Below are 21,785 nucleotides of genomic sequence, written 5' to 3' on the forward strand. Positions count from 1 at the left end.
TTAATTTGTTTAGGTTTAATTTCTCATTAAAAACAGCCTGTGCAAGAAAGTGTTTTGTTAAACGATCTATTCTTGTATCATTGTATACATTATTAACGTTATCTTTGATGCGTTAAATTGTATATTGTTTTGAAGAATAAATTTCGTAATTTGTTTTTGGCCTTTGGCATCCTGGCCGTCATCATCATGCTGTTCACTTTCGATGTGTCCTATGATGAGCTGCTGGACAACCTGCGGCGTGCTGGATTTTATCTGCCGCTGGTTCTGGTCCTTTGGCTTTTTATTTATCTGATTAATACCCTTTCGTGGTATATCATTCTTCGTAGTAGCGGTCCGGTGAATTCATTGTCGTTCGCCCGGCTCTATAAATTCACGGTTTCCGGTTTTGCGTTGAATTATGTCACTCCTGTGGGACTTATGGGAGGGGAACCTTACCGGATTATGGAGCTTACTCCTTATGTCGGAGTGGAGCGTGCCACATCTTCGGTCATCCTGTATGTGATGATGCATATCTTTTCGCATTTCTGTTTCTGGCTCAGCTCGGTGTTGATTTATGTCTTTTTTTATCCGGTCGGTTGGGGGATGGGCATTGTCTTGGGGTTGATCACACTTTTCTGCCTTTTACTTGTCACTCTTTTTATCAAAGGCTACCGGAACGGTATGGCTGTGGCATGCATACGTCTGGGCAGTCATATCCCTTTCTTGAAGAAGCATGCAGTCCGCTTCGCGGAACTTCACAAAGAAAAACTGGAAACCATAGACAGTCAGATAGCACTGCTTCATCAACAGCGCAAAAGTACCTTTTATTCGGCATTGGGGTTAGAGTATACCGCTCGCATTGTGGGGTGTCTTGAAGTCTGGTTGATTCTGAATGTATTGACTACGGATGTCAGTTTTGTCGGTTGCATTCTGATCGTCGCTTTCTCTTCCCTACTGGCCAATCTGCTTTTCTTTCTTCCCATGCAATTAGGGGGCAGGGAAGGAGGTTTTGCCCTGGCGGTAGCCGGTTTGTCTTTATCCGGAGCATATGGGGTATTTGCCGCTCTGATTACGCGGGTGCGGGAGATGGTCTGGATTGTTATCGGGCTGGTGCTGATGAAGATAGGAAATCGGAGATAGAGTAATGATGAAAAGCTGAATTTCTGAGAAATTTCTATCATTAAGGATTATGAATGTATCTAATCACTCTCGTTTGTACGAAACCTACCAACTTCAATCTGTGAGCCCTCGCTGAAACCGGTTGGGAGGAATGCTGCTTGCCTTCAAGAAGTACTGTCAGTTCAGAAGCATTCCAATGGAATACTGTCCAATTCTCTCTTTGTGTATATACATACTTAGAATATGGTTGATGCGTCATTAAGCCATGAATAACGCCACAATATTTGCAACGAAATTAATCATTTATTGTCGTATTACCAAGCAAAATAGTGTAATGTCGCAAAAAATGCGATGATTTTAGGCGCAAAACGTCTGGTGGTTACGATTTACATCCAGTATCACTTATGCCTAAAATATGAATTTGCTTTGGTGAGAGTGAAAGAACTTCTGCCATTGGTTGATGATAATATCCCTGCGAATGATAAGAATGCAGTGGAACTCTCTGTTATGTCCGACATCGTTATTGCATATGGGAAAGAACATTATTCGATAGAAAAACCAACTGTTGCAGAATTAATAGAACTTTATCTTGAAGAAAAAGGAATGAGCCAAAAACAACTTGCCATTGAGATTGGAATAAGTCTTTCACGGGTGAATGATTATATTGCAGGACGTTCAGAACCTACTTTGAAAATAGCCCGTTTGCTTTGTCGGGTATTGAATATTCCTCCCGTTGCAATGTTGGGTTTTTAAATTGAGGGTTATGATACATGTAAATGAAAAGGCTGGATTTATGTGGCTCCGTTGAGTACATAATTATTTTAAACTGCTAACTAAAAATAATCATTTTCGACGAAAAGGGAAACACTCTTTTTATTTCAAAATGGAAAATTCAGACAGGCTCTAAGTGTGAAAAATAGCTAGTCCTTTTGTAAAACTACCCTTAAAAAATTATTTTATGTCTATAATTTTTCTTTTACTATCCATTTTCATTATTGTTGTGGGATAAAAAAGAAATATGGAGTCTAACAATGTGTCTTGAATATCAATGATAGATCTTGAAACTGTTTCTATTGATATTGATCCATCGTTATTTATAAACACAAATGTATTTATTCCATCAGAGATTGCATTTTCCTTTATTTTATTTAAATCATGCTTTCTCAACTTTATCCTATTTAATGCAGAATTGTACTGTTGATACGGTGGAATAATATAGCATTTTTGCCATTTATCATTTCTCAGAGAATCGAGTCTAAATTCGGTTTCTGGTTTTATTCCTGATAACTTTCTTTCGAAAGTTACCTTTGATACCACCTCTTTTTGGCAACTAAGTAAAGAAAATAAGATTGCTAAAAACAGATATGGCTTATGGATGTAATTTTGTTTGTAATTTTCCATCATTTTTATATTTTATTATTTCCTTAAATAAACGTTCTTCTGACCATTTATTTTGTTTTGCTAGATCTCCCAGTTGATAACCAATGGAGTTATTAAATAGATCCATATTCTTCTCTGCAATATCTTGTCCCGGATTTTGTTCATGTGCATCACCGAACTCTTTTGCCAGATTTGCATTTTCTGAAAGCGTGTTGAGAGCACTCCAATAAACATGTCTTACCGCATCGCCCTCTCCATTGTGCTGTCCTGGAAATTTTTTAGCTGCTTCACTATCTTTTCTTGCGTTATCATGAAATTTTTTAATTACTTGTGGATGTCGCATAAGGAAGCGCTTTTCTGCTTCAGTCAGCCGACTATAATCGCCACCAGATGAAGAACTATCTGAGGAACTTTCATTGCCATGTTCTTTAAGCCATTTGCTGTGTAGGAACTCAAGAAAAGCTTCATCATATGGATCTGAACAGATATGACTCATTTGTCGACATAAATCTCCAAGAATTGTAACTTCGGGAATCCACCCGGCATCTATAATACCGGCTCTGGTAATAGGAGCATTTATAATATCCCAAAAATTTTCCGGTAGCCCAATGATGGTAAATCTTATAATATTTGCTGATTTGATATTTGAAATAAACAAATAATAGGAATTGTGTTCAGGATTGTCCTGTGCTAGCAGAGGAACACATAAATGGAGTGTGTCTTGTTTCTGAAGAACCATAGAAACATTTTCCCATTTAGGGCTTAAAATCAAGTTCTTATAAAGTTCTGTATTATTAAAGTTTTCATCAAAATTGATTTTGGAATAATTAATGATGTCAGTTATTTGGTTCTTTAATAGTCCTGAGGAATCAGATTGTTCATTAGGAGTAATAATAGGGATATTATTATCCCAAGCATTGTCTTCATTGCCACAGGACATAAAAACTAAAAAAAATAGACTGAGAAAGAGTGATACAAAATACTTCATAATGTTTAGGTTATAAATGATCTAATGTATTTGCCGCAAATATATTATAATGCAACTTAATTTAAGTTCTTAATCTTACAGAAAATGTTGGGCAAGATAAAAAATACCTAATTGTAGGTATTTGTTGGAGGTGTGGAAAATGTTTTTGCAACAAGGGTATATCCTTAGGTGAGAATAATATCGTAACAATTAACATTGTTAACTCCCTTTCTCAGCCATTTTTATTCTTGTGTGCAAATAACAAGCCTTTTGCATTTAAAAGACTTGTTATTTGCATCCAAAGAATAAACTTTAACTCTGTGTTAAAACAAAGCTTTTACTGACAGATGTTTTGAACTTTGAATGGTTTGTATTTCAGCTTATTAAGTTTGATTTTTACTTCTTTGCCTCACTGAAGGTCTCTGCAGGCTGGAACCGATATACTTGCTTTTTTGTCAACTATACACAGGGGATTTGCACTATCCGTTTATTTCCTTTTTGCCCTGTTCAGTGCCGCTATCAGATACCTTCCTTTTGCCCCTATGTCACTCCAGCAAGTGTTGGCAATCAGCCGCCACACCGTCGTTCCTTTTCTTCCATAGTCCGATAGCCTGAGAATAGCGTTTACTTCGCCCACCTCGTTAATTCCCAATCTTTGGAGCGTATCCGTCAGTCCCGGATAATTGTGCGTCATCGTATTGAAAGCGTATCCCGGTATCGGGAGAGAAGCAGAATCCTCCATCCTTTCTTCCTCCTTCCCCTCGGGGGGAGCTGAGGGGGGTAATTCTTTATTTTCCTTTGCTCTACTTTTCTTTACTTTACTTTGTCCGGAATTGCATGCATTTTTTGCGTCAACGGCTACATCGTGTACTACATTTCCCGGGCTAACGGCTACATCTCCTGTGCCGACAGCTGCTTTTCCTTCTTTAAGCGGCTTGGGTTGTTCAACTTCCTGTTGTGTGGATGCATTGTCCGGTTTGCCGCTTTCCTTTTCCGGTTTATCGTTTTCCTTTTCCGTTTTCACCATCAGGTAGGGGAGTTCCGACAACTCTCTCTTTCTCCGCTTTGTCGCCTCCATCCATACCTTCTGTATGTTTTCCGAGGTCAGTATTCCGTTTTCCAGATAGCTGTTTTTGTCCATTATCCCTTTGATGAAGAGGATCTCAATGATGCCCTGCACCTCAGCGGCCTGCACTTCCCTTCCCGCCTTGTTGGCAAAGATCAGGCACTGCTCTTCATCCCAACGGATGAAGTATCCCTCCTTGTATATTTTACACAGCAGTTTCAGTACAATTGCCGAACCCTTTATTCCATATTTAGCTTCTATCACTTCCATTGCGTTCTCTTCCATGAAGTTTACGCCCACCGGGAAATAGTTGATCCCGTCATATATTGTTGCCATATTTGTTTTTTTAGATTAGTTGTTTGTACTTTCAATAATACATTTACCACAAATTACCCCGGATTCCCAAAGATGTCTTCACTTGATTCCTCAAAATAGAAATCATTCATCTGTGAAAATCCGTGTAATCTGTGGTGGCGCCCTATACGATCGGTCTCCACTCCATGAAGTTCTCCACTTGGAATGTCGTCCATCGCTGTTCGTCCACATTCCAGTAGACTACTGCGCCTTCTATTTTTGTGGGTTCATACTTCTTGTGGAATTCCGCTTCATAGTAGATCAGTGTCGCTTTCACCAATCTGAAGTCTCCGTTCTGCTTCTGATAAGCGATGGCTGCGTGCCCGTATTGCAGGTGGTCGGTCAACGCTTCCAGGCGCTCCGCCATCCATTCGGCACACATTTCAGTGTATCCTTTCTCAAAGACAATCCGTTTTTTCCATCTCAGTTTCATGGCTTCAGTTTGTGATGCCGGTCTTTTCTTCTGTTTCATACGTATATGATTTAAAGGGTTAATAGATAAATTATCGCCCCAAAGGTAAGTCGGATCGAATGTATTCCGGTTTGATAAAATTCATTGTACGTATTTCAGCGCTTTCCTTCTTGGTTCTTTTTCTTTCTTTCCATCTTATTCCAGATTTCGTTGACGTAATTCCTGATTGTGCTGAAAACTAATGGTTTGAATACTCCATTTCTCATTTTTCCAAAAAGTTCTTTTTCCTCTATGTAGCGTGCCAACGAATCTTTGCATGTCTTGATATTTTGTTCTTTTGCGTCCAATATGTAGGATTCTATCAGCGCTTTTATAACTCCTTCATTGTTGGAGATAATTCCCGGTATCTGCGCTCCTGTTTTTCTGCCTCTTGTTTCTTTAATGGGTTCTGTGATAGGATGTTGTGTTTTAGTGTTGGCGTTTTTTTACACTTTTGTTCACTGTCTGTAATAATTCATTTTCTTTGTTCATGATTTTTTTATTTAATCAATAACTAAATGTTGTTAATATGTTGCAAAGGTAGAAAGGAATCTATCGGTAGGCAAATAAAAGTGGAATTTAAGAGGGAATGAACGCTTTTGATAGGCTAATTATCTGATATATAATGTTGTATTAATGAAAAAAGTGAGTGTTTCAATAGACGTTCGTTTAATTGAACGCAAAGATAGAGGGTATTTTTAGAACTACAAAATGTTTAATAAAAAAAATGATTTTTTGCCTTTGGATATTGTTTTAATATATTGAACCATAGGTGTTTATGAATTAATAAAAAACAGTTTATTATCTGTCTGATTTTGTTTTCTGTTCTCTTCTGATTTATATACAAAAAACATGTGTTTTTAAACGAACGTCTATTGAAACACTTTTTGTTTTCAATGCCCTCGTTTAAAGGCTATTATAATAAATAACTATTTTCTGCCTCTCCTTCTGTGATAGTGGAGGGGCATTAAATAACATGGATGCACTGAATTTTTCATTAAAATCCGCATTACATAACTTGACCGGGAGGTATGCTTCGCTACTCCGGTGTCCCCAAAGAACATCCTGACGTGAACGATATGACAACATCCGCATCTATCGAAGCTTCGATGGAGCGCTCTCAATCTATCTTATCTTCTTCCGCTTTGAACTGGTATGCCTTGCGTATCACTTACGGGCGTGAACTGGCTTTGCAGGGGTACCTCAATTCGGAGGGGATCGAGAATTTCATCCCCATGCACTACGAATATACCATTAAAAACGAGCGTCGGGTTCGTAAGCTTGTTCCCGCAGTTCATAATCTGGTTTTTGTCCGTTCCTCGCGTAGTTGTATCGATGCCATCAAAGAGAGCAGGAGCGCCACGCTTCCTATCCGTTACATTATGGATCGTGAATATCATCGTCCCATCATCGTTCCTGATTCCCAAATGCGTAATTTCATGGCTGTCTCTGCGAATTATGATGAATCCCTGCTTTATTTCGAACCTTCTGAGTTGAACATCCGCAAGGGTACCCGTGTGCGTATCACCGGGGGGCTTTTCGAGGGGGTGGAGGGCGAGTTTGTCCGTGTCCGCAATGACCGTCGTGTTGTAGTCACCATCGAAGGAGTTATGGCTGTTGCTACTACCTTTGTCCATCCTTCATTGGTCGAACCTGTCACCGAAAAATAACATAACAAGATATGAATTATTTAGAATCAGAAATCTCCGCTCTTTATGCTTCTGCTCATGAACTTTGCTATCTGGGCATGGACGGTCGGCCGATCTACAGTGATCAATTCACCCGTCTGAATCGTGATGTTTTTTCTCAGGCTAATGCTTTGTACGACAAGCATGGTGATAGTGATGAAGAAGAGGCCCGGTTGTGTCTGTCGCTCTTGATGGGATATAATGCGACTCTCTATAATAACGGTGACAAGGAGGAGCGTATCCAACATATTCTGGATCGTTGCTGGGATGTACTGGAACATCTGCCCGCCTCTCTGTTGAAAGTCCAACTGCTGGTTTATTGTTACGGAGAGGTTTTCGACGAGGAATTGGCCCGGGAAGCTCAGGCTATCATCGATACGTGGCAGGACAGGGAGTTGTCGGAAGAGGAGCATGAGGTGATGGAACGCCTGAAGGATGTGCAAGAGAATCCGTATCCTTGGAGTGAGGTGGAATGATTTCGATCTAGTAATTTAATTTTAATAAGTATATTGATGAAAGGTATTGTCTTGGCCGGTGGTTCGGGCACTCGCTTATATCCGATCACCAAAGGAGTCAGTAAGCAGTTGCTTCCGATATTTGATAAGCCGATGATCTATTATCCTATCTCTGTACTCATGTTGGCGGGGATTCGTGAAATATTGATTATTTCCACTCCATACGATTTACCCGGCTTTCAACGTTTGCTGGGTGACGGTTCTGACTTTGGAGTACAATTTGAATATGCGGAACAACCTTCTCCTGATGGTTTAGCACAAGCTTTTATTATTGGTGAGAAGTTTATAGGCGGTGATTCTGTATGCCTGATTTTGGGTGATAATATTTTTCATGGCAATGGCTTTTCGGCTATGTTAAAAGAAGCGGTCCGGATTGCTGATGAAAAGCAAGAGGCAACGGTGTTTGGTTATTGGGTGAATGATCCGGAACGTTATGGTGTTGCGGAGTTTGATAAGGGAGGTAAGTGTCTTTCCATTGAAGAAAAGCCGAAAGTACCTAAAAGCAATTATGCCGTTGTTGGACTTTATTTTTATCCTAATAAGGTTGTGGAAGTTGCTAAGAACATAAAACCTTCTGCCCGTGGTGAGTTGGAAATTACAACTGTGAATCAGTATTTTCTGAAAAAAGAACAATTGAAAGTACAGACTTTGGGGCGTGGCTTTGCTTGGTTGGACACAGGTACGCACGACTCTTTGAGTGAAGCAAGTACCTTTATCGAAGTGATTGAGAAACGTCAAGGGTTGAAAATAGCATGTCTGGAAGGCATTGCACTTCGTCAAGGGTGGATTAATTCTGATAAAATGAAGAAATTGGCTCAGCCTATGTTGAAAAACCAATATGGGCAGTACCTTTTGAAAGTAATTGATGAATTAGCGGCAGACCAATAATGAATATAATAGAAACTGATATAAAGAGTGTTGTGATTATTGAACCTCGTTTGTTTCGTGATGAACGCGGTTATTTCTTTGAATCTTTTAATCAAAATGTGTTTATAGAGAAAGTTTGTAAAACGATGTTTGTCCAGGATAATGAATCTAAGTCGAGTTATGGAGTGATTCGTGGTCTGCATTTTCAGAAACCACCTTTTGCACAAAGTAAGTTGGTCCGGGTTGTGAAAGGCGCTGTTCTTGATGTAGCTGTCGATATCCGCAAAGGCTCTCCCACATTTGGAAAACATATTTCGGTTGAATTGACAGAGGATAATCATCGCCAGTTTTTTATTCCCCGTGGCTTTGCTCATGGCTTTTCTGTTTTAAGTGAAGAAGTGGTTTTTCAATATAAATGCGATAATTTTTATGCTCCTCAGTGTGAAGGAGCTATTGCTTGGGATGATCCAGATTTAGGTATTGATTGGAAAATACCAATGGAGGAAGTCATTTTGTCAGAGAAGGATTCTTGTCATTCAGCCTTAAAAGATGCCGCCTGGTTATTTGATTATTATGATAAACAAGATATGCTCTAAGGAGGACATTGACAATTAATATGTTTTTAAATGAGTTAAAAGACATAGCTTGGCAGTCTGCTCAGATTGTGGAAGAGTATAATCCTGCTCGCATTCGTAAAGATGCCTGTGGAGCTTGGATTGCCTATGCTGATTTTAATAATCGCAACAGCCTCTTTGGATGGGAATTGGATCATATTTATCCTGTTTCGCGTCTAAAGTTGCAGAATGTACCGGAGGAACTGTGGGATAATCCGTTAAATATTCGTGCTTTTCATTGGCAGAACAATCAGAGTAAAGGTAATTCTTATCCTATGTATACGGCTGTTGTTTCAGATGAAGGTGCAACCAATATGAAATGTGAAGCTGTTTATTTGGTGAATGAAGCATTACAATACAGCCTTCGCAAACTTTTTAAAATAACCGAATAATCATTATTTATTATAGCTTATGAATATTGCAATAGTAGGTACAGGCTATGTTGGGCTTGTATCAGGAACTTGCTTTTCCGAAATGGGTATCAATGTTACTTGCGTGGATGTAGATGAAAAAAAAATCCAGAAACTTCAGGATGGTGTTATGCCTATCTATGAACCGGGGTTGGATGAATTGGTGGAGCGCAATGTCAAAGCCGGACGTCTCCATTTTACCACCGATTTAACTACTTGCCTGGATGAAGTGGAAATTATTTTCAGTGCGGTAGGTACTCCGCCGGATGAAGATGGCAGTGCCGATTTGAAGTATGTTTTGGAAGTGGCCCGTACAGTAGGGCGCAATATAACAAAACATGTTGTTTTGGTTACAAAGAGTACTGTTCCAGTAGGTACAGCCAAAAAAGTTCGTGCGGTTATTCAGGAGGAGCTTGACAGGCGGGGTACGGACCTAGAGTTTGACGTGGCATCCAATCCTGAATTCTTGAAGGAAGGAGCTGCCATTAAAGATTTTATGGCCCCCGATCGGGTGGTAGTCGGTGTTGAAAGTGAAAAGGCAAAAAAAATAATGGAGAGACTTTACCGTCCATTTACCTTGAACGGTTATCCTATCCTGATGATGGATGTCGCTTCTGCTGAAATGACAAAATATGCCGCCAATGCTATGCTTGCGACACGTATCAGCTTTATGAATGATATAGCTAACCTTTGTGAACGTGTTGGTGCCAATGTGGATAATGTTCGTAAGGGTATGGGGGCAGATTCCCGTATTGGAAGTCGTTTCCTTTATGCCGGATGTGGTTATGGGGGATCTTGCTTTCCGAAAGACGTAAAGGCATTAGTTCATACCGGTATTCAGAACGGCTATCATATGCAGGTGATTGAAGCGGTTGAGGCGGTGAATGAAAAGCAAAAAAGCATTGTCTTCGATAAATTGCTGAAAGCTTTTGGAGGAAACCTGCAGGACAAAATTGTTGCTATGTGGGGATTGTCGTTTAAGCCTGAAACTGATGATATGCGTGAGGCTCCGGCGTTGGTTGTTATTGAAAAATTGTTGCAGGCTGGTGCTATCGTGAAAGTTTTTGATCCGGTTGCAATGGAAGAAACGGAACGCCGTATCGGCAAAAAGGTAATTTATTGTAAAGATATGTATGAGGCTGTGATAGATGCTGATGCCATTGCCTTGATGACGGAGTGGAAACAGTTCCGCATGCCGAGTTGGGCAATCATCCGTAAAGCGATGAAGAATTTTGTTGTAGTGGATGGTCGTAACATTTATGATGGTGAAGAGTTGAAAGAGTTAGGTTTTACATATTCTCGTATCGGACAAAAATAAAAAAATGATGAAACGAATTTTAGTAACAGGGGGTGCCGGATTCATAGGTTCCCATCTTTGTGAGCGTTTGCTCAATGAAGGTAATGATGTTATCTGTTTAGATAATTATTTTACAGGAAGTAAAGATAATATTCGTCATCTGCTTGATAATCATAATTTTGAGTTAGTCCGCCATGACGTGACTACTCCTTATTATGCGGAAGTGGATGAAATCTATAATTTGGCTTGTCCGGCTTCTCCTCCCCACTATCAATATAACCCGATTAAGACCATGAAGACTTCTATTTATGGTGCCATGAATATGTTAGGATTGGCTAAACGTACGAGGGCTAAGATTCTTCAAGCTTCTACAAGTGAAGTTTATGGTGATCCTTCCATTCATCCTCAGGTTGAGGCTTATTGGGGAAATGTGAATCCTATCGGTATCCGCTCTTGCTATGATGAAGGTAAACGTGCTTCGGAAACCTTATTCATGGATTATCATCGTCAGAATGGGGTACGTATAAAGATTATTCGTATTTTTAATACCTATGGTCCTCGAATGAACCCGAATGATGGGCGTGTGGTGTCCAACTTTATTGCTCAGGCTTTAAGGAATCAGGATATTACAATTTACGGTAATGGTAGCCAGACCCGTAGTTTTCAATATGTGGATGATTTGATTGAAGCAATGACCCGGATGATGGCTACGGATGATAGTTTTATCGGTCCGGTCAATACAGGTAATCCGGGTGAATTTACGATGCTTGAATTAGCTCAAAAAGTAATAGACTTAACTAATTCAAAATCTAAAATTGTTTTTTGTCCGTTGCCAAGTGATGATCCTAAACAGCGCAGACCGGATATAAGTCTGGCAAAAGAAAAGCTGGCAGGGTGGGAACCGCGAATAAAGCTTGAAGAAGGACTGAAGAAAACAATTGAATATTTCGCTAGTATTGTTTGAAAAAGTTTTGAATGATATGAAGAGGGAATCTAATTTTGAGATGCTAAGAGTGCCGGCTATGTTTTTTATTGTATCTTGGCGTTTTATAGTACATGGTATTATGCATGTATTAACTTCCGAGATTTTTTAATTTATTAAATGAATTTACTTCAATCTATTACTAACTAGATAATTATTGAATATATCATTTATCTTACTACTGTTGGAGTTAATTGTTACGTTTTAATAAGCGGTTATTTTTTAGTAAAGTCTGAATTTAAATTGCATAAAGTGGTGAAAATATGGTTTCAAAAGCTTTTTTATTCAATTGGAATTTATGTCATTCTCACTTGTGTAGGAATTATTAATTTTTGATATAAAAGGCTTTGTTCTGTCTAGGTTAATAATAAGAAACAATACTTATTGGTTTGTCACACAGTATACAGCCCTATTATTTTTAAGCCCGTTTTTATCAAAATTAGCATTATCTCTAACTAAAAAAAATCAGTTGTTACTATTGGTTCTGTTTATTATAAATGTAAGTTTGAATTTTGGATTTTCTTATGGAGATATTTATTCTTCTCCTGTCAATATATCATAGTTTATATTTCTATTTTATATTGCTGCATACATACGACTGTTTAATCCATTTGCACAATGGAAGATTAAATATGGAAAATATTATTTAGTATTCTGCTTCATTTTGTTGATCTGTTATTTGTTGTATGAATATCTCTTATCGAAGTTCTCCTGCTTATAATGGATACACGTTTTTCTCTTCCATTTTGTTATTTTTATGAGCAAAGCATTATTTCTTTAAAAATAACATATTGTATCGGTTTATTGTCCGGTTAACTCCTTATATATTTGGAGTATATTTAATTTATTCTTATTTATCTAACATGTACTTTTGGGGATTATTTGCGAGCAAGATTATTCTTGTTCCTTAATTTGAATGAGAAAATTTGTTTCGCATTAAAGACGTTTGAGATTAAATAATATTTGCAGTAGTTTCTAATATCCAATAAAATTATTCGTGGTTGAATCTTTAAAACATCAAGCTATAAAAGGTGTTGTATGGAGTGCTGTAGAACGTTTCTCTGTGCAAGGTATACAGTTTGTATTAAGTATTATTATTGCTCGCTTAGTTGCTCCTTCCGAATATGGATTGATAGCTATGCTTGGAATTTTTCTTGCTATAGCACAGATATTCATAGACTCAGGTTTTTCAAATGCATTGATTCAGAAGAATGATAGAACAGATATTGATTTTAATACAGTATTCTATTTTAGTTCTGTCATTTCAATAATAGTATATGGGTTATTATATCTTTTAGCTCCTTTTATAGCCTTATTTTATCATGAACCATTATTAGTAAAGTTGCTTAGATTCATTGGGTTGGGGCTAATTATTTCTAATATTTCTATCATTCAACGGACTAAAATTAGTATATCTCTTAATTTTAAACTTTTAGCCCGAGTCTCTCTTACATCTGTAGTAATAAGTGGAGCAATAGGAATATTTATGGCTATAAAAGGTTATGGTGTGTGGGCATTAGCAGTCCAATCTTTCATGAATGCAACTTTCAATACAGTATTTTTATTTTTTTTTGTTACGTTGGCATCCTTCTTGGAGCTTTTCTTTTTCTTCGTTTAAAATTCTTTTTTCGTTTGGATCAAAATTGCTTATAGGAGGGTTATTACATGTTATATATACAAATTTGTATACAATGGTTATAGGAAGAAAGTTCACATCTGCTGAGGTTGGACTTTTTAATCGCGCGCAAACCTTTTCCACTTTTCCAGCTATAAATGTTACAGATATTTCTAGTCGCCCCATTTATCCTTTAATGTGTGAAATCCAGGATGATGGTGACAAATTACGTATAGCTTTTCTCCAGTATTTACGAATGATGTCATATATTATTTTTCCTTTGATGATAGGACTTTCGGTATTATCTACGCCTTTTATTAATCTTATTTTGACCGAAACATGGAAAGGTGCAGCTCCTTTACTGTCAATTTTGTGTCTGTCTTATATGTGGTACCCTGTGATGAATATTAATTGGCAAATATTAAATGTAAAAGGAAGAAGTGACTTGTCTTTGAAATCAGAAATAATAAAAAAAACAGTTGCTTTTATTATTTTGTTTTCTACCATGCCATGGGGATTAGAAATTATGTGTTGGGGATTGGTTTTATATAGTATTATAGATATTATAATAGTAATTTATTTTGTTAGGCGTGTTATTTCAGTAGGTTATACTGCTCAAGCTACTTCAATTTTGCCAACATTTGTAGCTGCTTTATTAATGGGAGGAGGGGTTTACTTGGTGGTATCATTGTTTTCTTCTTCATTGTTACAATTAGTTATTGGGATTTTAAGTGGAATTGTCTTTTATGTATTGATTTCGATTCTATTTAATATTCCAGAATTACGCTCCATTACAAATATAATAAGTAAAAAATAGTAAGATGAATATCCTTTGTTGTTTAGATGATAATTATGTTCAGCACACCAGTGTTATGTTAACTTCGTTTTTTATAAATAACGATTTTGAACATCATAATATTTATGTGATAACTATGCAATTAAATGATGGTAATGTGGCTTATTTAAGAGAAGTAGTAAATAAATATCATTCTAATTTTTATTTGTATCAAGTGAATGAAGCAATGTTGTCAGGATTTGTGAGAAAGGAGACTGATTATGTCTCTTTAGCTGCTTATTTGAGACTTTTCTCCACTCAAGTATTACCTTTTAATTGTTCAAAGGTTCTTTATATTGATGGAGATATTGTTGTTCGTAAATCCTTAGAAGAATTATGGAAAATGGATATTGAAAATTACGCAGTGGCTGCAGTAGATGAGACAATAAAAGCAAATTGTATACGACATAATTATGATGTTACATTAGGGTATTTTAACTCTGGTTTTATGTTGATAAATTTATCTTTTTGGCGTGAAAATAGTGTTGCAGAGAAAGCAATAGATTATATGAAACGTTTTCCTGAGAGAATAAAATCTTGGGATCAAGACGCTTTGAATGGAATACTGTATGGGGGATTGTGGAAGCGTTTGGATTTAAAATATAATCTGACAACAATTTTTCTATGTAAGCAATATGTTGAAGGACAAGATTTTCCTAAAATATATACTGAAGAATATAATTCTGCCATCTCAGATCCTGCAGTTGTACATTACACGGGCCCTGATAAACCGTGGAAGTATACAGTTGTAGATCATCCGTTTAAAAAAGATTATTTGCAGTACGCAAGAATGCTGGGGATAAATCATGATTTTAATATCTCTATTTTTTTTAAGAGAATAGTAAGAAAGCTACTGTGTGCTACTGGAGTTCTAAAAAATAGTTATGTGTCTATAAATAATAGTATATGCAAGTTGTAGCAAGAATTATTGGTGGGTTAGGTAATCAAATGTTTATCTATGCCACAGCAAGAGCTTTAGCTTTAAGAATTGATGCTGATTTAATACTTGATACTCAGAGTGGATATAAAAATGATCTTTTTAAACGAAATTTTTTACTTGATTCTTTTTGTATCTCTTATCGGAAAGCAAATTGTTTTCAGAAATATGATTACTATTTAGGAGAGAAAGTAAAATCTCTTGGTAAAAAAATCCATTTTTCTGTAATACCCTTTATGAAATATATTTCCGAAAACACTTCTTGTGATTTTGTCGATGGATTACTAAAAAAACATATTCTATCTGTATACTTGGATGGGTATTGGCAAAATGAAGCTTATTTTAAAGACTATGCTTCTATTATAAAGAAAGATTTTCAATTTTGTCAGGTTAATGATTTGCGAACATTGAGTGAAGCTGAGATTATAAAAAAAAGTATCACTCCTGTGGCAATTGGAGTAAGAAGATATCAAGAACTAAATTCTCATCAAAACACAAAAGTTACAGATTTGGACTTTTATCAGAAGGCGATTAATTATATTGAATCGAAGGTGGATAACCCTACTTTTTTTATATTTTCTGAAGATCAGGAATGGGTGAAAAATAACTTGGAACAAAAGTCTAATTTTATAATGATTAGTCCGAAAGAAGGAAATTATTCAGCTTTAAATGATATGTACTTAATCAGTTTGTGTAAACATCATATTGTTTCAAATAGTTCTTTCTATTGGTGGGGAGCATGGTTAGCTAATAATAAAAATAAAATAGTAGTAGCTTCTGATTGTTTTTTAAATCCTCAGAGCATACCTGATTCTTGGATCAAATTTTAAAAAAAACTATGATATGCGGTATTTTTTAGATATAAGAGAAGTAGATAATATTTATTATGAGCGTAATTCAGACTCGAATTTTGAAGATTTGAATGAATGCCAATTCTTAATTAACTTTTTTAAAGAATTACGCTTGAAATGTATCAACTTTAATAGTTACAACTTTTATATTTATTCAACCAAAAATCCCACTTTGCCTCCCAGTAGTTTTGATTTACCCAATACGGGAAAAGATATTCTTCTTTTTTTGAGTGATGAAACGGGAGAGTTACCTTTGCATTTGAAGCAGAGATATAAATGCATTTTTAAACCATATATCAGAAAAGATTATGATAATATATACCCATTTCCTTTAGGGTATGTAAATAACGATGTTTCACTTGAATATATACCAATTAAAGACCGATGCTATAATGTCTTCTTTTCAGGAATTTTAATTTGAATCGCGTAAATTTTTATCGTAATATAACTAATGCGAGAGGGTGGATTACTAATAAACATCTTTTTTATTGGCTATATAAAAAAGGATTACTAAAACTGCCAACAAGTTATTTTACGAATAAGGATGATTGCTTTAGAAACTCCAAGATTCGTTTTACAAAAGGATTTAAGGGAGGATTTCCTATATCAGAATACCTTTTGATGTTATCACAATCTAAAATAGTTTTATGTCCCAAAGGATTTCACTCTACAGAATGTTTCAGACATTATGAAGCTCTTAAACAAGGTTGCATTGTTATTTCAGAAAAACTTTCAGATTCTTATTTGTATAATAATTCACCTATCATTCAATTAGATAATTGGAATGGAATAAGAAAAATAGTTAATGACTTGTTACAAGATGAATCTCTATTAATGAAAAAGTCGGAAGAATCTTTACGGTGGTATGAGAATGTAATGAGTGAAAAGGCAACAGCTATGTATGTCCTAAGTAAAATAGAACAATGAACGATAAAAAGATAAAAGTAAAAATATCATGTTTACATGATATGCCTCCTTTACTTCGTCAATTACCAGATAAAAGTACCATATTGGGTAATTGTGAGTTTTTAATAAATACAAACGAACGGGATTGTGACTTTTTCTTTGTGCTCCATGGAGTGGAAAGGCCAGAACTTGCTAAATGTCCTTCTGAAAATGTAGTGCTGGTAACAGGTGAACCAGAGTCAGTTTTTAGGTATCCTTCCAAATATCTAAAACAGTTTGGATGTGTACTTACTTGTCAACAGTCATTATTGAAAAAGAAAAAAACATTAAAATCAATGCCAGCGTCTCCGTGGTTTGTAGGAGCTCAAATGCTAAGTCGTAACCCTTGGGTCTGGGATGAAAATAACTATTTGGATTATAATTATTTCTGTCTGGAAACGGGAAATAATAGTATTAATAAGTTAGCTGTTGTTACATCGAATAAAGTAACTACAAAAGGACATCAAAGAAGACTTGATTTTATATATAAGTTGAAAGAACTTCTTTCCGATTTAGTGGATATTTATGGAACTGGATTTATCCCAATAAAAGATAAATATGAGATTTATTCAAAATATAAATATGCTTTAATAATAGAAAATTCAAATTATCTAGATTATTGGACAGAAAAAATTGCGGACTGTTATTTAAGTAACTGTTTTCCTTTTTATATTGGATGCCCTAATATAAAAACATACTTTCCAGATAGTAGTTTAGAGGAACTATCTTTTGATAATCTTGAATATGCTGTTAAGGCAATAAAAGAGGCAATAATGAATGATCGGTATAATCGAGTTAAACCGATATTAAAAGAAGCAAAACGAATGGTGCTTGATAAATATAATATCTTTTTTGTGATATTGCAATATATCAAGCAGTGTGATAGGCAGAATTATACATTAAAAGAAGATATAGAGATTAATCCTATTTCTTGTTTCACATCAGATTTAGGCTATAGAATAAAAAATAGAATAATTAGATTGATTGGCGAATGAATCTTCCATGTAAAGTAACATTGGCTATGCCTGTTTACAATGTTGAAAAGTATATTGAGAGGGCTTTGTTATCAGCACTAAATCAGACTTTTGAGAGTATTGAGTATCTGGTAATAGATGATAAAGGGCAAGATGAAAGTATGAATATCGTTCGACGGATTGTAACAAAGCATCCTCGTGGAAAATATGTGCGTATAATAGATCATGGAGAAAACAGAGGTACTGGAGCCACTAAAAATACTGCCATAAAAGAGGCAAAGGGAAAATATCTATATTTTATGGATAGTGATGATGAGATTATTCCGAATTGTATTGCGCTATTATATGATAAAATACATAATACGGATTTAGACTGGGTGATGGGTGCTTATTCAGAAATAACGTTTTCTACAAATAAAATAATCAATTCTATAGGTGAAAATAGACAGCTTCGAGGAAAGTATTGTTTAGTGGAGCATATATTGAAGGGGCATTTTGTATCAATAGCTACATGGAATAAACTATATGAATTAGATTTTTTGAGAAAAAATAAGATTAAATGTGTTTCTAATCATTTGAATGAGGATGCTTGGTTTTTCTTTCAACTAATGTTAATGACACGAAAATGCATTTTAATACCTGAAATTACATATTATTATTATAAAACAGAGAGTTCTATTACCGATTTTCGTTCTTATACAGAAGAGAAAAAACAAAGAATAACTTCGCAATATATTGAAATTGATTTGTTGAAAAAGAATTTACTTAACCAATATACTTTTGACAAGTCTTATCCTTTATTGTTATGCGTAACGATGCGTGAAAGTTTTAGATATGCTTATGAGGTGAGTTGTTTAAATGTTTCTGGAGAAAATATGAACATGTTTTCAAAGTTCTACATGAGATATAAAAATAACTCTTCGCGTATTGCTGTTCGCCAGTTTATGTCATATCCTGTAAGCATAGGTCAAATATTTAAAATGCCAAGAAAAAGAATAGAAATTTTTTTGTATTGGTTAATTTCTTTTATTCCTTATTTTTTTCAATACGTATTTATTGTTATTGTTCGATTTATAAGAAAATAGTCTTTTTCATTTCTTTATGATACCTAAAACAATTCATTATTGTTGGTTTGGTGGTAAACCTTTGCCACCACTTGCTATTAAATGTTTAGAATCATGGAATAAATATCTTCCGGATTATGAAATAATAGAATGGAATGAATCTAATTTTCCAGTAAACTCTATTCCATATACAAAGGAAGCAGCTGCTAAGGGAAAATGGGCATTTGTTAGCGATTATGCTCGGTTCTATATATTATATCATAATGGAGGAATTTACCTTGACACAGATGTACAAATATTGAAATCATTGAATCCTTTTTTAAAACATCATTCTTTTTCAGGTTTTGAATCAAAGGATAGGGTTGCTCCGGGGCTTATTTTGGGAGCGGAAAAGGGATGCTCTTTGATGAAAAAATTGATGAATAGTTATCATGAACGTCATTTCATTAATCAAAATGGGTTGTTAAATGAAAAAACTGTAGTCAGTTATATGACAGAAGAATTGGTTTCAGAAGGATTAATCCTGAATGGTGAATTGCAAAATATCCATGATTTTATAGTATATCCAATTGATTTCTTTTCGCCTAAATCGTTAGAAACAGGGAAGCTTAAGATAACATCCAACACATATTCTATACATCATTATGCAGGAAGTTGGATGAGTAATACATCTCGATTGAAACGCTATGTTTACTTGCTGATAGCAAAAGTTCCTTTTGTTTACAAAATGTATAATAAGATTTATAGAAAATATTAGCTGGATGCTGCCATATTATGCTATATTTACTTTTTTGGCTTTTTTGTCATTGGCCGAATCACAATCTGTAAAGCGTAAACAGAGGAGCTTGTTATTATCAGGTGTATGGCTGCTTTTGACATTATTTGCCGGATTGAGATATAATAATGCGGATTGGAATTCCTATTTTGATTTTTATAAAAATATTGCAAATGGTTCCGGAGAAGGTTCTGCTGATATTGGCTTTAATTTAATTTGCCTTTTTCTTTCCATTTTTAGTAATAGCCCCATATTGATGTTCGTAGTAGTAGCAGGTACGTCTGTCGCACTTAACCTGAACTCCTTTAAAAAATATTCGCCATTTTTTTTAATTTGTGTGCTCTACTATTTTGTTCATCTGTATGTTCTTAAAGAGATGATACAGATAAGAGGAGGTTTGGCAAGTGCAATTTGTTTGTATAGCATTCGCTTTTTATTTAATCGAAAGTATAAGTCTTTTTGGTTATTTTGGTTGTTAGCTCTTTCCATACATTTTTCTGTGATTGTTTGGGCGCTTGTTGGGCTTGTGTATAAGTATCAACCATCGTTGAAAACATTAAAATGGACTTTGTTTATATGCTTTGCAGTGGGTCTTATTTGTCCATTAGGACAATTTATAAAATTATTGGCTGTAGGTGTTGATGCGCGTCTTGGTGCATATATAGCTTATGGAGATAGTGAGTATGCTGCCGCTTTAGGTATTTTCACTAATATAAATGCTATTAAAAGCTTAATAGTTGGTATAATACTTTTATATTTCCATGATAAAATGAAAAATATTAGTCCCTATTTTTCCCCTTTATTGTATGCTTATATACTTGGAGTCTGCTGGTTGATGCTTTTTAATGATTTTGCTATTATAGGCGGGCGTATGTCTGGAGTGTTACTTTGCGTTGAACCGGTTTTAGTCTCTTATCTGACCATACTACTTTCTAAAAGAACGAAATGGTTTTTTGTTTCAATACTTATAGTTGTGACATATACCATGTTGTCGTTAAATGTTAGTCCTGACAAAATATCACCATATCAATTTTATTTTTAATGAAAATAGCCATGTTTCTCCCGAATTTATCGAATACGGGACCCAATATTGTAGCAAAAGATTTATGTACCGGATTAGTTCGTAAGGGACATGTTTGCCAAGTTTTTTATTTTGATGATATTGTTGAGTTGGATATGCCTTGTTCTATAGAGAGAATTACAAATATGAAAAGATTTGATTTTTCTAATTGGGATATTATACATAGTCACATGTTTCGTCCAGATTTATATATTAGGCTTCATACGTTATTTTCCAGGAAAAAACATCGAACTCGTTTCATATCGACTTTGCATAATCCGATTTCATATCGAGCATTAAAAATAGACTATCCTCTTGTCCATTCTCTAATTGGTTCTTTTTTATGGAAGTTTGCACTGAGGGCTTTTAATGAATTGGTAGTTTTGAATGAAGATACATATCAACAGTTATCTAAAGTTTCTAAAGAACATTTACATATAATTCATAATGGAAGAGATATAATTCCTAGTGCTGTCTCTAATGAAAAGGATTTGGAAGAAATAAGAAAACTGAAGCAAAAGTATATTATTGTGGGAACTGTATCTCGAATAATAAAACGGAAAGGGATCGAGCAGATGATACGTGCGTTAGTTTTGTTACCGAATTATGCATTTGTTGTGGTTGGAGATGGCAGTGAACTTGAAAACATTAAAATATTGGCGAAAGAACTATCTGTTTCAGAACGCTGCTATTGGGTAGGGTATCGTGAAGATGCAACATCTTATCAATCTTTGTTTGATTTGTTTGTGATGTGTTCTCGCTCTGAGGGTTTTCCGTTGGCCCTAATTGAAGCTGCTGGATATGGAGTTCCATCTATTTTATCTGATATTTCAATTTTTAAATCGATTATGACTGAGCGGGAAGTTCTTTTTTATAAATTAGATAACATCGATTCATTAGTGTCTGCCATTCATGTTGCTACCCGAAATAGAGAAAAATTTGCAAATCGTATTTATGATTATTATATAAAAAATCTGACAGTTAATTCAATGACTGATAAATATTTGGAACTTTATATTCACTCACTCAATTCTTAGTGT

23 protein-coding genes and 1 pseudogene are annotated in these 21,785 nt (G+C 35.3%); 20 read left to right on the forward strand and 4 right to left on the reverse strand.

Features of this window, described 5'->3' with window-relative positions:
• The first annotated feature begins 129 nt into the window (after positions 1–129).
• Together BSHG_RS10805 and BSHG_RS10800 are read left to right on the forward strand one after the other, a co-directional pair.
• Entirely contained in the window at positions 130–1,119 is a 990-nt protein-coding gene (locus tag BSHG_RS10805) for a lysylphosphatidylglycerol synthase transmembrane domain-containing protein (RefSeq protein ID WP_005786309.1), read from the forward strand.
• A gap of 330 nt (positions 1,120–1,449) precedes the next feature.
• Positions 1,450–1,851 (forward strand): helix-turn-helix domain-containing protein, encoded by a 402-nt coding sequence (locus tag BSHG_RS10800; RefSeq protein ID WP_008659243.1) that lies wholly within the window; start codon positions 1,450–1,452, stop codon positions 1,849–1,851.
• A 198-nt stretch (positions 1,852–2,049) separates the two neighbouring features.
• On the opposite strand, the gene BSHG_RS10795 is transcribed toward BSHG_RS10800, so the two are convergent.
• From BSHG_RS10795 to BSHG_RS10785, 4 genes are all read right to left on the reverse strand, one after another.
• Positions 2,050–2,502, reverse strand: coding sequence for a hypothetical protein (locus BSHG_RS10795; RefSeq protein WP_032496531.1), 453 nt, complete (start codon positions 2,500–2,502; stop codon positions 2,050–2,052).
• Entirely contained in the window at positions 2,468–3,466 is a 999-nt protein-coding gene (locus tag BSHG_RS23465; RefSeq protein ID WP_008659247.1) for a DUF6973 domain-containing protein, read from the reverse strand. The genes BSHG_RS10795 and BSHG_RS23465 overlap by 35 nt, the downstream gene beginning before the upstream one ends.
• 466 nt (positions 3,467–3,932) lie before the next feature.
• Complete coding sequence (locus BSHG_RS10790) at positions 3,933–4,847, reverse strand: DUF4373 domain-containing protein (RefSeq protein WP_008659249.1); 915 nt, start codon at positions 4,845–4,847, stop codon at positions 3,933–3,935.
• A 142-nt stretch (positions 4,848–4,989) separates the two neighbouring features.
• Positions 4,990–5,337: an SH3 beta-barrel fold-containing protein gene (locus tag BSHG_RS10785; protein ID WP_008659252.1), complete on the reverse strand. Its 348-nt coding sequence runs from the start codon at positions 5,335–5,337 to the stop codon at positions 4,990–4,992.
• 1,088 nt (positions 5,338–6,425) lie between these two features.
• On the opposite strand from BSHG_RS10785, the gene upfY reads away from it, so the two are divergent.
• The 18 genes and pseudogenes from upfY (at position 6,426) to BSHG_RS10705 (ending at position 21,782) form a co-directional block, all read left to right on the forward strand.
• Positions 6,426–6,986 carry a capsular polysaccharide transcription antiterminator UpfY gene (gene upfY, locus BSHG_RS10780; protein ID WP_080690151.1) on the forward strand — a complete coding sequence of 187 codons (561 nt, stop codon included), beginning with the start codon at positions 6,426–6,428 and terminating at the stop codon, positions 6,984–6,986.
• An 11-nt stretch (positions 6,987–6,997) separates the two neighbouring features.
• Positions 6,998–7,480: a UpxZ family transcription anti-terminator antagonist gene (locus BSHG_RS10775; protein ID WP_008659255.1), complete on the forward strand. Its 483-nt coding sequence runs from the start codon at positions 6,998–7,000 to the stop codon at positions 7,478–7,480.
• A gap of 36 nt (positions 7,481–7,516) precedes the next feature.
• Positions 7,517–8,407, forward strand: coding sequence for a glucose-1-phosphate thymidylyltransferase RfbA (rfbA, locus tag BSHG_RS10770; protein ID WP_008659257.1), 891 nt, complete (start codon positions 7,517–7,519; stop codon positions 8,405–8,407).
• The gene (rfbC, locus tag BSHG_RS10765; RefSeq protein ID WP_005809399.1) at positions 8,407–8,982 is read left to right on the forward strand and encodes a dTDP-4-dehydrorhamnose 3,5-epimerase; all 576 of its coding nucleotides are present in this window, start codon (positions 8,407–8,409) and stop codon (positions 8,980–8,982) included. The genes rfbA and rfbC overlap by 1 nt, the downstream gene beginning before the upstream one ends.
• Positions 8,983–9,002: 20 nt before the next feature.
• Entirely contained in the window at positions 9,003–9,392 is a 390-nt protein-coding gene (locus BSHG_RS10760; RefSeq protein ID WP_008659260.1) for a hypothetical protein, read from the forward strand.
• Between the two features lie 19 nt (positions 9,393–9,411).
• Positions 9,412–10,728, forward strand: coding sequence for a UDP-glucose dehydrogenase family protein (locus BSHG_RS10755; RefSeq protein WP_008659262.1), 1,317 nt, complete (start codon positions 9,412–9,414; stop codon positions 10,726–10,728).
• A 7-nt stretch (positions 10,729–10,735) separates the two neighbouring features.
• The gene (locus BSHG_RS10750; RefSeq protein ID WP_008659264.1) at positions 10,736–11,671 is read left to right on the forward strand and encodes a UDP-glucuronic acid decarboxylase family protein; all 936 of its coding nucleotides are present in this window, start codon (positions 10,736–10,738) and stop codon (positions 11,669–11,671) included.
• 1,081 nt (positions 11,672–12,752) lie between these two features.
• Positions 12,753–13,599, forward strand: a pseudogene (locus tag BSHG_RS23470) (oligosaccharide flippase family protein); the annotation flags it as partial.
• A 105-nt stretch (positions 13,600–13,704) separates the two neighbouring features.
• Positions 13,705–14,121, forward strand: a complete 417-nt coding sequence (locus tag BSHG_RS23475) for a polysaccharide biosynthesis C-terminal domain-containing protein (protein WP_229065562.1) — start codon at positions 13,705–13,707, stop codon at positions 14,119–14,121.
• A 4-nt stretch (positions 14,122–14,125) separates the two neighbouring features.
• Complete coding sequence (locus tag BSHG_RS10745; RefSeq protein ID WP_008659269.1) at positions 14,126–15,058, forward strand: glycosyltransferase family 8 protein; 933 nt, start codon at positions 14,126–14,128, stop codon at positions 15,056–15,058.
• Positions 15,046–15,906, forward strand: coding sequence for an alpha-1,2-fucosyltransferase (locus tag BSHG_RS10740; protein WP_008659272.1), 861 nt, complete (start codon positions 15,046–15,048; stop codon positions 15,904–15,906). The genes BSHG_RS10745 and BSHG_RS10740 overlap by 13 nt, the downstream gene beginning before the upstream one ends.
• Positions 15,907–15,919: 13 nt before the next feature.
• The gene (locus tag BSHG_RS10735; protein WP_008659273.1) at positions 15,920–16,348 is read left to right on the forward strand and encodes a hypothetical protein; all 429 of its coding nucleotides are present in this window, start codon (positions 15,920–15,922) and stop codon (positions 16,346–16,348) included.
• Positions 16,345–16,854, forward strand: a complete 510-nt coding sequence (locus BSHG_RS10730) for a hypothetical protein (protein ID WP_008659274.1) — start codon at positions 16,345–16,347, stop codon at positions 16,852–16,854. Before BSHG_RS10735 ends, BSHG_RS10730 begins: the two co-directional genes overlap by 4 nt.
• Entirely contained in the window at positions 16,851–17,867 is a 1,017-nt protein-coding gene (locus tag BSHG_RS10725) for a glycosyltransferase family 10 domain-containing protein (RefSeq protein WP_008659275.1), read from the forward strand. The genes BSHG_RS10730 and BSHG_RS10725 overlap by 4 nt, the downstream gene beginning before the upstream one ends.
• Positions 17,868–17,893: 26 nt before the next feature.
• Positions 17,894–18,931, forward strand: a complete 1,038-nt coding sequence (locus BSHG_RS10720; protein WP_008659276.1) for a glycosyltransferase family 2 protein — start codon at positions 17,894–17,896, stop codon at positions 18,929–18,931.
• 16 nt (positions 18,932–18,947) lie between these two features.
• On the forward strand, positions 18,948–19,667 hold the full coding sequence (locus BSHG_RS10715; protein WP_008659277.1) for a glycosyltransferase family 32 protein: 720 nt from the start codon (positions 18,948–18,950) through the stop codon (positions 19,665–19,667).
• A 4-nt stretch (positions 19,668–19,671) separates the two neighbouring features.
• Positions 19,672–20,727: an EpsG family protein gene (locus BSHG_RS10710; protein ID WP_008659278.1), complete on the forward strand. Its 1,056-nt coding sequence runs from the start codon at positions 19,672–19,674 to the stop codon at positions 20,725–20,727.
• Positions 20,727–21,782 carry a glycosyltransferase family 4 protein gene (locus BSHG_RS10705; RefSeq protein WP_225550609.1) on the forward strand — a complete coding sequence of 352 codons (1,056 nt, stop codon included), beginning with the start codon at positions 20,727–20,729 and terminating at the stop codon, positions 21,780–21,782. The genes BSHG_RS10710 and BSHG_RS10705 overlap by 1 nt, the downstream gene beginning before the upstream one ends.
• The last annotated feature ends 3 nt before the right edge of the window (positions 21,783–21,785 follow it).

The sequence above is a fragment of the Bacteroides sp. 3_2_5 genome (genome assembly GCF_000159855.2).
Taxonomy (GTDB): domain Bacteria; phylum Bacteroidota; class Bacteroidia; order Bacteroidales; family Bacteroidaceae; genus Bacteroides; species Bacteroides fragilis.